We start from the raw sequence: 13,616 nt of genomic DNA, 5'->3' as shown, positions 1-13,616 counted from the left end.
TCGTCTTCGGCGGTGCGATGCTGCCGAACTTCCTCGCCGCCCTGTCCCCGCTCCGGCGCACCCAGCACACCCCCCGCAGCCCGTTGCACCACCCCGAGCGCGCGCAGCCCACCCGCGTTCGATACTTTGGGGACCGTGGACAAGAAGAACGCCCTGCGCGCCGGCGCCCTGGCAGCCGGTACGACGCTGATGATGCTGCTCATGACGTCCCCCGCGCTCGCGCTCACCCGCGACGACGGCGACGACCCCGGCGCGGGCCTCAGCGTCATCGAGACGCTGGGCCTCTACGTCCTGGCCCCCATCGGCCTGTTCCTGGCCATCGCCGCACTGGTGATGATCGGCGACAAGTCGCACAAGAAGAAGGACATCACCAGCTCCAACATCAGCACCAAGGCCGAAGCCAAGGCCTGATCCGGAGCGGGCCGCTCACCCGGGCAGCCCACCACGCACTCTCCCGAGGGCGCCGGCACCGCCGAACACGGCGCCGGCGCCCTCCGCGCTGCCCACGCACCCTCCCGCGCCGCCCACGCGCCCCTTGCCCGGTGCGATCTCCTCACCGGTCCGCGCTCGCGACGCACATCGGCTGACGCGACCCACGTCGGCTGACGCCCCGCGCCCGGCCCTACCGCTCGGTCGCGAGCAGCAGCTCCCGCAGCAGGCCGGACAGCTGGGCCGCCCGTTCCCCGTCCAGGGCGGACAGCGCCTCCGTCTGCTCCGCGAGGCCCGCGCCGACCGCTTCGTCGATCAGCCGCAGCCCGTCGTCGGTGAGCGTGACCTGGAGTCCGCGCCGGTCGTGCGGGTCGGGGGAGCGGCGCAGCAGCCCCGCGCGCTCCAGTTTGTCGAGGCGGCCCGTCATCCCGCCGGTGGTGAGCATCAGCGTGCCCGAGAGCTGCCGGGGGGAGAGGGTGTAGGGCTCCCCGGTCCGGCGCAGGGTGGCCAGGACGTCGAACTCCCCGCGTGAGATCCCGTACCGGGCGTACGCCCTCTCCATCCGGTCGCCCATGGCGCGCGCGAGCCGGTAGACGCGCCCGAAGACCTCCATGCCGGCCGTGTCGAGGTCGGGCCTGACCTGGGCCCACTGCTCGACGATCGCGTCGACGGGGTCCTTGGAGTGCTGCTCGGGGGGAGTGCTCATGACGGGAGTATCCGCCGGGCCCGGGTCGCCCGCAAGAAAGTAGATCACTGGAAAGAAGCTTGACGGAAAGTAGCTTGAAGCTAAGCTATTTTCCATCGACCTACCTGGAAGAGGTGCTCCGCCATGGCAGCGAACCGCGCCATCGTCGTCATCGCGCTGACCGCCCTCGCCCCCGTCTCCTGGGGCACCACCTACGCCGTGACCACGGAGTTCCTCCCGCCCGACCGCCCCCTGTTCACCGGTCTCGCCCGCGCCCTGCCCGCCGGACTGGTCCTGCTCGCCCTCGTCCGGGTCCTGCCGCGCGGTGTCTGGTGGTGGAAGACGACGGTGCTCGGCGCGCTCAACATCGGCGCCTTCTTCCCCCTGCTGTTCCTCTCCGCGTACCGGCTGCCCGGCGGTATGGCGGCGGTCGTCGGGTCGGTCGGGCCCCTGCTCGTGGTCGCCCTCTCGGCGCTGCTGCTGGGTCAGCGGCCGACGGTCCGCAACGTCCTCACCGGCGTCGTGGCCGCGTTCGGCGTCAGCCTGGTCGTCCTGAAGGCGACGGGCGCGCTCGACTCCGTCGGCGTCCTCGCGGCCCTCGCCGCCGCCGCGTCCATGTCCGCCGGCACGGTGCTCACCAAGCGCTGGGGCCGCCCCGAGGGTGTGGGCCCTCTCGCCCTCACCGGCTGGCAGCTCACCGCGGGCGGCCTGCTGATCGCCCCCCTCGCCTTCCTGGTCGAGGGCGCCCCGCCCGCCCTCGACGCCGCGGCGGCCGGCGGGTACGTCTACCTCGCCCTGGCGAACACGGCGGTCGCGTACTGGCTCTGGTTCCGGGGCATCGGCCGCCTCGCCGCCACCCAGGTCACCTTCCTCGGCCCGCTCTCCCCGCTCGCGGCGGCGGTGGTCGGCTGGGCGGCCCTCGGCGAGACCCTGACACCGCTGCAACTGACCGGCATGGCGGTGGCGTTCGGGGCGACGGTGGCGGGACAGATCACCGCGCGCCCCGGCGCGGCACCCGCGGTGCCCGAGCCCTCCCGCACCGTTCCGGTGGCCGCCGGACCCCCGAAGGTCCGGTGCTGAGGCGACCGCACCGTTCGCGCCATGTGGGGCGAAAGTGGCGCGTTCCATCATTGCCGCCCTGTGCGGCGACGCGCAGCCTGGGAGGTCGCGGGAGCGCTCCCACGCCGCCGTCGAACCGCGGCAGGAGGACCGGTCGCGCCCGCCACCCCAAGAAGCACCCGAAGAAGCACCGGAAGCACCAGAAGCACCACCGCTGTGTCAGCGTCCCCCCTCGTTTCTGGAGCCGACATGCCACGACCCCGCTGGACCGGGCCCGTTCTGCTGGCTCTCCTGCTGACCGTGCTCGCCCCGTTGCCCTCGGCCGCGGCGGACCCCGCACCGCCCCCGAAGGAGACGACGAAGGCCGCGCCCTCGGTCCCTCTCCCCTCCCTCCGCGCCACCACCACCCAGGTCGCCTCCGGCCTGCGGCGCCCCACCGCCCTGGTCGCCCCCGACGACGGCACGGACCGCCTGTTCATCACCGAGAAGTCCGGCACCGTACGCGTCTACCACCCGGACACCGGCCTGGCGGCCGCACCCCTCCTCGACATCACGTCAGCCGTGGACGAGTCGGGCAACGAGCGCGGCCTGCTCGGTATCGCACTCCCGCCCGACTTCGCCGCCACCCACCACCTCTACCTGGCCTACACGGCACTGCCCGACGGCGCGGTCACCGTCGCCCGCTACCGCCTCGACGACTCCCGCCTGGAACCCCTCCTCTCGCAGGAACACGCCGAGTTCAGCAATCACAACGGCGGCCAGCTCGCGTTCGGTCCCGACGGCAACCTGTACTGGAGCATCGGCGACGGCGGCGGCTCCGGCGACCCCTTCCGCTCCGGGCAGCGGCTGGACACCCTCCTCGGCAAGATCATGCGCATCGACGTGAGCCGTGCCTGTGACCCGCTTCCGTACTGCGTCCCCGCCGGCAACCCGTTCGTGGGCACGCCCGGCGCCCGTGACGAGATCTGGCTGTACGGCCTGCGCAACCCGTGGCGGTTCTCCTTCGACGCCGCCGACGGCTCGATGTGGATCGGCGACGTGGGCCAGGGCCGCTGGGAGGAGATCGACCACCTCGCTCCCGGCCGGGGCGGGCTGAACCTCGGCTGGTCCTGCTACGAGGGCCTGGAGAAGTTCGCGAACGGCGGCTGCCTGCCCGGCGAGGAGTACACGGACCCTGTGTTCACGTACTCCCCCTACACCGGCGGCTGTTCGGTCATCGGCGGCCACGTCTACCGGGGCCGGGACCACGCCGACCTGGCCGGCGGCACGTACATCGCCACCGACTACTGCTCGTCCACGGTGTGGGCGCTGCGCCCCGACGGCAACGGCGGCTACGAGCAGGCGGAGATCGGGGAGATGCCGACCCAGGTGACGTCGATCGGCACGACCGCCGACGGCGAGTTCTACGTGGTCAACGATCTCCCCGGCGGCCTGCACAAGGTGTCCTTCGCCCAGGAGGAGCCCACCTGCCGGGTGGACCGCACGGTGACGGCCTGGGGCACCGGGGCGACGGTCGACCTCAAAGTCACCAACACCGGTGACACCCCCGTGAACGGCTGGACGCTGGAGTTCCCGCTCGCCCTCGGCCAGACGGTCGTCTCCGACTGGAACACGACCCTGACCCAGGGCAGCAACGTGATCACGGCGGTCAACGCCCCGCACAACGCCACGATCGCCCCCGGCGCGAGCGTCACCCTCGGCTACCTCACCGAACACACCGGCGACGCGTCCCCGCCGGCACGGTTCATGCTCGACGGGGACGCCTGCGCCGTGGGCCGCTGAGTCGTCCGCGAGGCGTCAACCGCGTTCGATGGACCGCTCGATGAGCGCCACGGTGGCGCGGGGGTCGTCGACCTCGATGACGAGGCGGTCGTAGGTCCCGCCATCGGCGAGCGCCACGACGACCGCCTTGTCCGGGTTCTTCACATCCCAGAAGAGACGTTCCCCACCCTGCCGGAAGCGTCCGGCGGTGATGTAGCCCGGGAAGTGGGTCCCGGCGACGCGTATGCCCTTCGGCTCGCGTGCCATCCCGGGGTCATGGGTGGCGCCGCGCACATGCGCGAGGGGAATCTCCAGACGGCTCTTGAGTGTCCAGAGTTTGTCGAGGCCCCGGAACTCGACAGTCAGCAGGCCGCGTTCGCGGTCGACGGAGATCAGGGCCATGGTCAGTGCTCCTTGGAGACGGTCGGCCGGGCGGCGCGCAGCCTCAGGCGCGCGCCGAGGACGGTGGAGGTGAGGTGCGGCGCGGCGTCGCCATGGGAAGGACGCAGGGCGTCCTCCAGCGCGGCGATGCCCTCCGCGACCAGCGCGGCGACGTCGGCGTCATGGGGTGCGCGCTCGGCGGCGGCGAGCAGGAGCAGCCCGGAGGCCGGTCCGTTGTCGTAGGAGGCGATAGCCGCGGTCAGCGCCTGCTCGGGGTCGGTGAGGGTGGCGATGGCTGCCGTGCTCGGGTGGATCTCGTGATCGAGGTGATGGCGAAGGGCGGTCAGATGCAGACTCCTCTTCGACCCGAACACCTTGTAGAGGCTGCCCCGGTGGACTCCGGTGGCGGAGACCAGGTCGTCCACCGAGGTGCCCTCGTAGCCATGCGTGGCGAAGAGGGCGGCCGCGGACTCGACGGCCCGGTCGGTGTCGAAGGTGCGTGGTCGTCCCATGCCGGTGACCCTACGGGATTCAAGAACGACCAGTCAAGAACGAACGTTCCTAAACTGCCTCTCCAGTCGGCGTCAGCTCGCACCACACCACCTTTCCCCTGCTCCCTCCCCTGGTCAGCTGCCACCCCCACGTGTCGGCGCAGGCCCGCACCAGCGCCAGCCCGCGCCCGTCCTCGCGCTCCGCTGCCGGCTCGAAGGGCTCCGGAGGTTCCGGCGGCGAGGCGTCCGCGTCCCAGGCCCGATCCGCAGCGCACCGGTCGTGACTGGCAGCGAGGGGTTGGCGGATGCCGCCTCCACCACCTGCCAGTCCGCGTCGGTGAGCAGCCCTTCGATGATCGGCGGCGGAAGGGCTGGGCGGCCGGCGGCTATGGGCCTCGCCCGTGTGTCTCCCAGGCAGGCGAGCAGTGCTGGTGCCGACGCATTGCGGTGCCGGGCGATTTCGCGGAACGCCTTCTGTACCGGTGGCTTGTGCCGGGCAAGGTCTTCCAGAAGGGCCGGAGTCGCGTCCGGATTGGCGGCCACCTTGGCGATGGCGCGGACTCCGTGCCGGTCGAGCACGGTGCGCAGTCGGCCTTCCGAGAGGCCCGGGTGCGGGGCGATGGACTTGACCACTTTTGCGTCGCAGTCGGCAGCCAGCGCGTCCCGTACAGCGGGTGGCACATCGCGTCGCTGGGCTATGAGCATCCGCGCGGCCGGGTTCGATGATCCGGCCAGCTTCTCGACCTCGTCGGGGGATGCGGAGGCGATCCGCGGCAGCAGAGTCGCGCCGATCTTGGTGACGCCGGCCAGGTGGGTCAGCACGTCGAGCGGTACGTGTGGGTTGTGGGCGAGACTGCGCCGCACTCCGTGGTCACGATCGGCGGCCAGTACGCGCATCAGGGCGCCGTCGGTCGTGGAAATCCCGGCGACGTCGGCTCGGACACCGGGATGTGCGTCGACGGCGAGCCGAGCGCAGACATCCGACGGAAGATCGGGGCGGCCGGCGAGCGCCCAGCGCAGCAACAGTAAAGGGTGACCGACGAAGCTGACGACGGCTTCGATGGGCGTAGCCGGGTTCCGAATCGCCATCTGCTGTGTATCTTGCCCGGTGGACTCGTGGGAGCCGTCGCAGGAGGCGCCGGGCAGCAGCTCGCAGTTGAGTCGCGAGCATTGCGGATCGTGCACGAACGGCACCTCCTCATGGTCGCAGACCAGGCACCGCGGCGCGGGAGAAAGCCCTTCACCAGTGAGCAGCGCCGCCAGTACGGCCGGTGGCGCGGCCTCGTTGGCCGCCACCGCGCGGCGGACCTCGGCATGCGGGTGCGCCGCAAGTCCGGTGGCCGTCTCCGGTGTCGTCCACAATGCGAGTTCCGCGACGACCTGTATGTCCGAGTCGCCGGCCAGCATCTCCACCACGTCGGGCGGAAGGCCGGAACAGGCGGCCAGCTTCTCCCGGCGCTCGACGACTGGGTCTTCCGCGAAGAGACGCGCCCATTCCGGGCGTCCGGCGCGCCCGGCAAGCAGGGCGAGCGCGCCGTCCGGTTGTGTCGCGGGGTCGATGTCGGCGGCGGTCAGCAGGCCTGCGCAGGCAAGCCACGCGGCGCTCTCCTCAGCCCGCATGGCCAGTGCGACCGCCTGCGTGTGGCTGAGGTCCGCTCGACGTGCAAGAGCCGCAGCGATGTCCGCGTCAGCGGCCGCGATCAGTCGGTCGACCAGTTGGTGCGGCAGGCTCACGTTGGTTGCAAGCCCGCACAGAACATGGTCCATAGAGGCATCCTGCCTGGGACGTGACCGAAAGGCTCCTGGATTCTTCCCGACGGGACGGCGCTTCCTCAGCTGGGAGTGAACTCGTACTGCAGCTCGTACAAATGGCCTGCCTTGACCATGACCGTGGCTTCCACCGGGCGGTCGGCATCGCTGTAGACCACGCGCAGGGTTCGGAGCACTGGAAGGTCACTGGGCAGGTTCAACGCCTGGTACTGCTCCTGGGTGGGGACTCTGGCCGAGACGCGGTCGACGCTCAGGCGTGGTGGGAATCCGAGTTGGCTCAGGAGTGCAGGAGTGCCGCCCTTGATCTTTCGCTTGGCCATGATGGCGGTGTCCCGGGCGAGGGACAGGGGGTAGTACGACTTGACCAGTTCGACCGGTTCTCCGTCGATGTACAGGATCTGGTGACGTAGTACCGCGTTCTCGGCGTCGTCGAGGTCCAGTGAGGACGCCACGTCGGCCGGAGGCCGCGTCTCGACCACGTCGAGCAACGTGCTGTGTGCCTGGGCGCCAGGCTGTGCCGCCTCGGTCAGCCAGCGATAGGGCGTCCCCGGGGCCGCGGGAGCCATGTAAGCGGCCGGGCGCATGGTCTGCTGCCGGTGTTCGCGGACCGTCACGGCGGAGCCGGCGCGGCCGACGACCAGTTGCTCGTCCTTGAGGACATGCAGGGCCTTCTGGATGGTCGCGTTCGAGGCGTCGAATCGCTCCTTGAGCTGTGTGGTGGAGGGAAGGTTGGCGCCTGGTGCCAGGTCGCCGCTCATGATCTCGTCCCGGAGGTCGGCGGCGATCCGTTCATGGAGCGACCGGCGGTCGGGTGAGTCGGTGTGGGTGGTGGGCACTGTCATCCGATCCGGATCTCGTAACGCAACTGCTGCCGGTGGGCCGGCATGACCATCATGTCGACCTGGAAGGGCCGGTCGTCGCCGTCGAGCGTGACCCGGTTCAGCCGGAGTACCGGTTCGTCCGGTCCCAGGCGCAGGATCTCGCGCTCCTCCGCGTCCGGCATCCGCGCGGTCACGTCCTCGCGCACGCGGGCGCCGACGTGTCCGCGCTCGGCAAGGAATGTCACGGCGCCGCCCGGGATCTTCCTCTCCTCGGCAAGGCGGGTTCCTCGGGCGATGTGTGCGGGATAGTAGGTGTCCGTCAGTTCGCAGGGTGCCCCATCGAGTTCGATCACCCTGCGGCGCACGATCACCGTCTCCTCCGGCGGCAGCCCGAGAAGCGCGGCAACTTCCTCCGTGGCTGCGGCCTCACCGGCGTACGCAATGCGCTGTGTGCCTTTGCCTCCGCGTGTCTCTGCCTCGGCCGCCCATGCGTCCGGCCGCCCCCTTTCCCGTGCAGTCAGATACGGCAACGAGGTGCTGACCCACGTGCTGTCGCTCACTGTGGCCTCCATGAGGGCGGTTGTTCGACCTTGCTGCTTTACACGTTAAGCGAAGCGCTTCCCGAGTCCGCTCATGGCTTACTGCTATTCGCGAATAGTGATACGCTTTCTCCGGCCTTGCAACCACTGGATCAAGGGGGCGCTCACTGTGCTTCTGTCTCGGCAACGCCGGTTCCCGCGCACTCGCCACTCTGTGCCGATCGCGCGCAGGTTCGCTCTCGAAACACTCACCGAGTGGGGCTACCGGGAGCGACAGGACGACGTACGCCTCTGTGTGTCGGAGCTGACGACCAATGCTCTGCTGCACGGTGTGCCGCCGAGGCGTGAGTACGCGCTGGTGGTGGTCGGAGACGGTCCATTCGTCCGCATCGAGGTGCGGGACAGCGGGGCGGGGTGGCCGCAGGTACCCAGGATGGCGCCGGACAGCTGTGGAGGGAGGGGGCTGCACCTCGTCATGGCCCTCGCCGACGACTTCGGTGTGACGCCGCACGACCCCGGCAAGACCGTCTGGGCCGTACTCAAGATGGACTCACAATGGAAGGGCAGCGATGGAAGCAGCTGAGCACGCGCGACTCAACGCCTACTTCGGGCGTATTGCCTCTCTTTTCGCTCCGGCGGACAGACCGGCCTCACTGCTGATCACGCATCTGTTGCCGGAGCGTCCGGCGTTCGTTCGGGGTGTGGCGGCGGTGACCGAACTGCGGGCGGTGTTACCCAAACCCAAGTCCGTGCATCCGGAGGCCGTGAGGCGGGTCGAGAGCAGCGGGTACGTGTGCGACAAGCTGTCGCGGGAGTTGTTCGCCGACCCTGACCGCGCACTGCGGTACGTCGAGGAGAAAGCGGCGGGACTGCGGGTCGCCCTGCTCGATGTGGGCGGATACTTTGCGCCCTCACTCCATGCCCTGTGCGAGCGCTTCTCGGGAAGCATCGCCGGCGTGGTCGAGGACACCGAGAACGGCCACCGCCGGTACGCCGAACTCGACAAGCTGCCCTGTCCGGTCGTCTCGGTGGCCCGCTCACCACTCAAGGAGCCGGAAGACTTCCTGGTAGGGCAGTCCGTCGTGTTCTCGACCGAGGCACTCATGCGCAGCCGTGGCGACATCCTGCACGGCCGCACCGCCCTCGTCATCGGCTTCGGGAAGCTGGGTTCGAGCATTGCGCGTCTGCTCCACGCGAAGGGCGTGCGCGTCACGGTCCACGACATCGACCCGGTTCGGCGTACGCAAGCTCTCTCCCAGGGCTTCTCAGTGGCGCGCGCACTGGAAGCGGGGCTTGAGGACGCCGGGCTGGTCCTGTGTGCCAGCGGCGCACTTTCGATGCGGGGAGAGGCTTTCGGCCGCCTGCGCAACGGTGCGTACGTCGCCACCGTTACCAGCAGCGAGGATGAACTCGAACTCGCGGGAGTGCACGACGTGTACGAGCGGGCCCACGTGGGTCAGAACGTCACCCGGTATCTGACGACCGGGCACTACTTCTACCTGCTCAACGGAGGCAACGCCGTCAACTTTCTCCACGGAGCGAGTGTCGGACCGTTCATCTTCCTCGTGCAGGCCGAGATCCTGGCCGCTTCCGCGGCCCTCGTGCGCGGCAACCTGGAACCGGGCCTGCACGAGATCGGGTCGGCCGACCGGGCCACCATCGCCGCGACCTGGCTCGACTACTTCAACAGGTGAGGAGACACCCCATGCCCATCACTGCCGATCACATCCGCGCGACGCTCGACGAGTATCTCGGCGCGTACCCGGACGAGGGGGAGCGGCTGACTGCCCTGTCCGAGCTTCTGGACGAAGCCGCGGACCTCAGCAGCCGCAAGGAGTTCCGTGGCCATGTGACCGCCGGAGCGGTTCTCAGCGATGCGGAGGGCCGCGTGCTCCACATCCGCCACCGCGCCCTGGACCGTTGGCTTCTCCCGGGCGGGCACGTCGAGACCGAGGACAGCAGCCTCCTCGCGGCCGCACAGCGGGAGTTGACCGAGGAGACCGGCATTCCACTGTCGGCGATCACCCCGGTCGGGCGGCGGCCGGTGCACATCGATGACCACCCGATCCCGGCCAACCCCGGTAAGGGCGAGCCGGACCACCGGCATTTCGACTTCCGGTTCGTCTTCCGCACGGCGGCCGAAGTCGTCGCGGTGCAGGCCGAGGAGGTTACGGCCGCCGCATGGCGGGACGCGGTCGGTATCGAGGACGAGGCATTGCGTGAGCGCGTTCTCCAAGTGCTGCGCTGACCACCCCTCGTACGGAAACAGGGGCGCCCGGCACGAAGCCGGGCGCCCCTGGTGCGGCAGGCGTACGGGTTACGCTCCCGCGTCCGCCGCCTGGGCGCGCAGCGCCCGTTCCACTCCCGCGCGGGATTCCGAGACCAGGCGGCGCAGGGCCGCGCCCGGGGCCGTGGCCGCCAGCCAGGCGTCGGTCTTGTCGAGGGTTTCGCCCGAGACCTGGATGCCGGGGTAGAGGCCGACCGCGATCTGCTGGGCCATCTCGTGCGAGCGGGACGACCAGACGTCCGCCAGGACCTCGAAGTACCGGTCCGTGTACGGGGCCAGCAGCTCGCGCTGGTCGATCTGGACGAAGCCGGCGATGACGGCCTCCTGGACGGCGTTCGGGAGTTTGTCGGACTCCACGACCGAGGCCCAGGCCTCCGCCTTGGCCTCCTCCGTCGGACGGGCCGCGCGGGCGGTCGCGGCGTGGCGCTCACCGGCCGCCGTCCTGTCCCGCTCGTACTCGCCGGCGATCTCCGCCTCGTCGAAGCGGCCCACCGCCGCCAGCCGCTGGACGAACGCCCAGCGCAGCTCGGTGTCGACGGCCAGGCCCTCGACGGTCTGCGTGCCGGCCAGCAGCCCCTCCAGCATGTCCAGCTGCTCCGGGGTGCGGGCGGTCGCCGCGAAGGCGCGTGCCCACGCCAGCTGGTGGTCGCTCGCCGCCTCCGCGGACCGCAGGTGGGCCAGCGTGGCGTCGGTCCAGCGGGACAGCAGCGTCTCGCGGGCGGCCGGATCGGTGTACAGGTCGATCGCCAGCTTCACCTGGCGGTGCAGCGACTGCACGACACCGATGTCGGACTCCTTGCCGATGCCCGACAGGACGAGGGAGAGGTAGTCACGGGCGGCGAGTTCCGCGTCCCGCGTCATGTCCCAGGCGGAGGCCCAGCACAGCGCGCGGGGGAGCGAGGACTCGAAGTCGCCCAGGTGCTCGGTGACGAAGGCCAGGGACTGCTCGTCCAGGCGGACCTTGGCGTAGGACAGGTCGTCGTCGTTGAGGAGGACGACCGCCGGACGGCGCTTGCCGGCCAGCTGCGGCACGGCGGTCAGCTCGCCGTCGACGTCCAGTTCGACGCGGTCGCCGCGCACCAGCTTGCCGCTCGCCTCGTCGAGGTCGTAGAAGCCGATCGCGATGCGGTGCGGGCGCAGGGTCGGCTCGCCCTTCGCGCCGGCCGGCAGCGCGGGGGCCTCCTGGCGGACGGCGAAGGAGGTGATGACACCGTTGCCGTCCGTCTCGAACTCCGGGCGCAGGATGTTGATGCCGGCCGTCTCCAGCCACTGCCTCGACCACGTCTTCAGATCGCGGCCGGAGGTCTCCTCCAGGGCGCCCAGCAGGTCCGACAGGCGCGTGTTGCCGTACGCGTGGCGCTTGAAGTACGCCTGCACGCCCCGGAAGAACTCGTCCTCACCGACGTACGCGACGAGCTGCTTCAGCACCGACGCACCCTTGGCGTACGTGATGCCGTCGAAGTTGACGAGCACGTCGTCCAGGTCGCCGATGTCGGCCATGATCGGGTGCGTGGACGGCAGCTGGTCCTGGCGGTAGGCCCAGGTCTTCATCTGGTTCGCGAACGTCGTCCACGAGTGCGGCCACTTCGAGCCGGGCGCGTCGGCCTGGCAGGCGGCCTCGGCGTAGGTGGCGAACGACTCGTTCAGCCACAGGTCGTTCCACCACTCCATGGTGACCAGGTCGCCGAACCACATGTGGGCCAGCTCGTGCAGGATCGTCGCGGCCCGCACCTCGTACGCGGCGTCGGTCACCTTCGACCGGAACACGTACTGGTCGCGGATCGTCACCGCGCCCGCGTTCTCCATGGCGCCCGCGTTGAACTCCGGTACGAACAGCTGGTCGTACTTCGCGAACGGGTACGCGTAGTCGAACTTCTCCTGGAACCACTCGAAGCCCTGCCGGGTGACCGCGAAGACGGCGTCCGCGTCGAGGTACTCGGCGAGCGAGGGGCGGCAGTAGATGCCGAGCGGGACGGACTGGCCGTCCTTCTCGTACACGCTGTGCACGGAGTGGTACGGGCCGACGATCAGCGCCGTGATGTACGACGAGATGCGCGGGGTCGGCTCGAACTCCCAGACGTTGCCGCTCGGTTCGGGGGTCGGCGAGTTGGAGACGACCGTCCAGCCCTCCGGCGCCCTCACGGTGAACCGGAAGGTCGCCTTGAGGTCCGGCTGCTCGAAGCTCGCGAAGACGCGGCGGGCGTCCGGCACCTCGAACTGGGTGTAGAGGTACGCCTGGCCGTCGACCGGGTCGACGAAGCGGTGCAGGCCCTCACCCGTGTTGGTGTACGCGCAGTCCGCCTCCACCCGGAGGATGTTGCGGCCCTTCAACAGGCCCGGCAGGGCGATGCGGGAGTCCGCGAAGACCTCGGCGGGGTCGAGGGAGTCACCGTTGAGGGTCACCTCGTGCACGGCCGGAGCGACCAGGTCGATGAACGACTCGGCGCCGTCTCCGTCCTCGGCCACGTCGAAGCGCACCGTGGTCACGGACCGGTAGGTCCCTCCCCCACTCTCGGCTTCGCTCGAGTGGGAGGTACCCCCACCCTGCGCGCCGGAGAGATCCAGGTCGATCTCGTACGAGTCAACGGTCAGCAGCTTCGCCCGCTGCTGCGCCTCTTCGCGGGTCAGGTTTGTGCCAGGCACGCGGTCATCTCCTCGTTATGTGTGGGTTGCGTCATCCTTCCACGCGGGATCGGCATCGGGCGATGACGCAGCCGGACCATGGGGATACCCCTCGGTCGGACCTGAGGGAGGGGCTCCGGTCGCGCTGGCACCGGGTATGGGTAGCCGAGAGGGTCATACCCTGGGTAGCATTGAATGTATGAAGATCAGTGTGAGTCTGCCGCAGGAGGATGTCGCCTTCGTCGACGAGTACGCCGCCCGTATGGACGCCGCTTCCCGGTCCTCGGTGATACACGCCGCGATCGAACTGCTACGGCAAGCGCAACTCGAGCAGCAGTACACGGAGGCCTTCGCGGAGTGGGACGAGAGCGAGGACGCGCAGTTCTGGGACCGCTTCTCGGGGGACGGGGTGTCCGATGAAGCGCGGTGACATCTATCTGGTCGACTACGGGCCGGCCCGGGGCAGCGAGGCCAACAAGGCACGTCCTGGCGTGATCGTCTCGAACGACGGCGCCAACGCGGCCGTCGAGCGGGCCGGGCGGGGTGTGATCACGCTGGTGCCGCTGACGACGAACACGTCCCGCGTCTACCCGTTCCAGGTGCTGCTGCCCGCGGGGGAGTGCGGGCTCCTGAAGGACTGCAAGGCGCAGTGCGAGCAAGTCCGGGCGCTGGCCCCGGACAGGCTGCTGCGGCCGATCGGTGCGGTCCCACGGCAGCGTATGGCCGAGATCGACGTGGCGCTGCGGCGACATCTGGCGCTGTGAACGCGCC

15 protein-coding genes are annotated in these 13,616 nt (G+C 70.0%); 8 read left to right on the top strand and 7 right to left on the bottom strand.

Annotated elements, in window-relative coordinates; genetic code table 11:
* Positions 1 to 135: 135 nt before the first annotated feature.
* The gene (locus B9S61_RS37410; protein WP_103546138.1) at positions 136 to 411 is read left to right on the top strand and encodes a hypothetical protein; all 276 of its coding nucleotides are present in this window, start codon (positions 136 to 138) and stop codon (positions 409 to 411) included.
* Between the two features lie 211 nt (positions 412 to 622).
* Here the strand turns inward: B9S61_RS37410 and B9S61_RS37405 are convergent, their stop codons facing one another.
* Complete coding sequence (locus B9S61_RS37405) at positions 623 to 1,135, bottom strand: MarR family winged helix-turn-helix transcriptional regulator (RefSeq protein ID WP_103546137.1); 513 nt, start codon at positions 1,133 to 1,135, stop codon at positions 623 to 625.
* 123 nt (positions 1,136 to 1,258) lie between these two features.
* Between B9S61_RS37405 and B9S61_RS37400 the strand changes: the two genes are divergently transcribed.
* Together B9S61_RS37400 and B9S61_RS37395 are read left to right on the top strand one after the other, a co-directional pair.
* The gene (locus B9S61_RS37400; protein WP_103546136.1) at positions 1,259 to 2,194 is read left to right on the top strand and encodes an EamA family transporter; all 936 of its coding nucleotides are present in this window, start codon (positions 1,259 to 1,261) and stop codon (positions 2,192 to 2,194) included.
* 228 nt (positions 2,195 to 2,422) lie between these two features.
* Positions 2,423 to 3,955: a PQQ-dependent sugar dehydrogenase gene (locus B9S61_RS37395; protein WP_103546135.1), complete on the top strand. Its 1,533-nt coding sequence runs from the start codon at positions 2,423 to 2,425 to the stop codon at positions 3,953 to 3,955.
* Positions 3,956 to 3,970: 15 nt separating this feature from the next.
* Here B9S61_RS37395 and B9S61_RS37390 read toward each other — a convergent pair whose 3' ends face one another.
* The 5 genes from B9S61_RS37390 to B9S61_RS37365 all read right to left on the bottom strand — a co-directional run bounded on the left by B9S61_RS37390 (position 3,971) and on the right by B9S61_RS37365 (position 7,957).
* Positions 3,971 to 4,336, bottom strand: a complete 366-nt coding sequence (locus B9S61_RS37390) for a hypothetical protein (protein ID WP_103546134.1) — start codon at positions 4,334 to 4,336, stop codon at positions 3,971 to 3,973.
* 2 nt (positions 4,337 to 4,338) lie between these two features.
* A complete protein-coding gene (locus B9S61_RS37385) occupies positions 4,339 to 4,827 on the bottom strand; it encodes a TetR/AcrR family transcriptional regulator (protein ID WP_103546133.1) in 489 nt (162 codons plus the stop codon).
* Positions 4,828 to 4,941: 114 nt separating this feature from the next.
* A complete protein-coding gene (locus B9S61_RS37375) occupies positions 4,942 to 6,573 on the bottom strand; it encodes a hypothetical protein (RefSeq protein ID WP_258040078.1) in 1,632 nt (543 codons plus the stop codon).
* 65 nt (positions 6,574 to 6,638) lie between these two features.
* Positions 6,639 to 7,418 carry a GntR family transcriptional regulator gene (locus tag B9S61_RS37370; protein WP_103546132.1) on the bottom strand — a complete coding sequence of 260 codons (780 nt, stop codon included), beginning with the start codon at positions 7,416 to 7,418 and terminating at the stop codon, positions 6,639 to 6,641.
* Positions 7,415 to 7,957: a GntR family transcriptional regulator gene (locus B9S61_RS37365; RefSeq protein ID WP_103546131.1), complete on the bottom strand. Its 543-nt coding sequence runs from the start codon at positions 7,955 to 7,957 to the stop codon at positions 7,415 to 7,417. The genes B9S61_RS37370 and B9S61_RS37365 overlap by 4 nt, the downstream gene beginning before the upstream one ends.
* A gap of 148 nt (positions 7,958 to 8,105) precedes the next feature.
* On the opposite strand from B9S61_RS37365, the gene B9S61_RS37360 reads away from it, so the two are divergent.
* The 3 genes from B9S61_RS37360 to B9S61_RS37350 are packed head-to-tail and all read left to right on the top strand — an operon-like array spanning position 8,106 to position 10,184.
* On the top strand, positions 8,106 to 8,519 hold the full coding sequence (locus B9S61_RS37360; protein WP_374936276.1) for an ATP-binding protein: 414 nt from the start codon (positions 8,106 to 8,108) through the stop codon (positions 8,517 to 8,519).
* Positions 8,506 to 9,630, top strand: a complete 1,125-nt coding sequence (locus B9S61_RS37355; protein ID WP_103546129.1) for an adenosylhomocysteinase — start codon at positions 8,506 to 8,508, stop codon at positions 9,628 to 9,630. The genes B9S61_RS37360 and B9S61_RS37355 overlap by 14 nt, the downstream gene beginning before the upstream one ends.
* An 11-nt stretch (positions 9,631 to 9,641) precedes the next feature.
* Positions 9,642 to 10,184, top strand: coding sequence for an NUDIX hydrolase (locus tag B9S61_RS37350; RefSeq protein WP_103546128.1), 543 nt, complete (start codon positions 9,642 to 9,644; stop codon positions 10,182 to 10,184).
* Between the two features lie 69 nt (positions 10,185 to 10,253).
* Here B9S61_RS37350 and pepN read toward each other — a convergent pair whose 3' ends face one another.
* Positions 10,254 to 12,866 carry an aminopeptidase N gene (gene pepN / locus B9S61_RS37345; protein WP_103546127.1) on the bottom strand — a complete coding sequence of 871 codons (2,613 nt, stop codon included), beginning with the start codon at positions 12,864 to 12,866 and terminating at the stop codon, positions 10,254 to 10,256.
* Between the two features lie 178 nt (positions 12,867 to 13,044).
* Between pepN and B9S61_RS37340 the strand changes: the two genes are divergently transcribed.
* Complete coding sequence (locus B9S61_RS37340) at positions 13,045 to 13,275, top strand: ribbon-helix-helix domain-containing protein (RefSeq protein WP_103546126.1); 231 nt, start codon at positions 13,045 to 13,047, stop codon at positions 13,273 to 13,275.
* Positions 13,262 to 13,609 carry a type II toxin-antitoxin system PemK/MazF family toxin gene (locus B9S61_RS37335; protein WP_103546125.1) on the top strand — a complete coding sequence of 116 codons (348 nt, stop codon included), beginning with the start codon at positions 13,262 to 13,264 and terminating at the stop codon, positions 13,607 to 13,609. The genes B9S61_RS37340 and B9S61_RS37335 overlap by 14 nt, the downstream gene beginning before the upstream one ends.
* The last annotated feature ends 7 nt before the right edge of the window (positions 13,610 to 13,616 follow it).

Source organism: Streptomyces sp. SM1 (assembly GCF_002910825.1).
Taxonomy (GTDB): Bacteria; Actinomycetota; Actinomycetes; order Streptomycetales; family Streptomycetaceae; genus Streptomyces; species Streptomyces okerensis.
The sequence above is the reverse complement of the archived record's forward strand: the minus strand, read 5'-3'. Positions and strand labels throughout refer to the sequence as shown.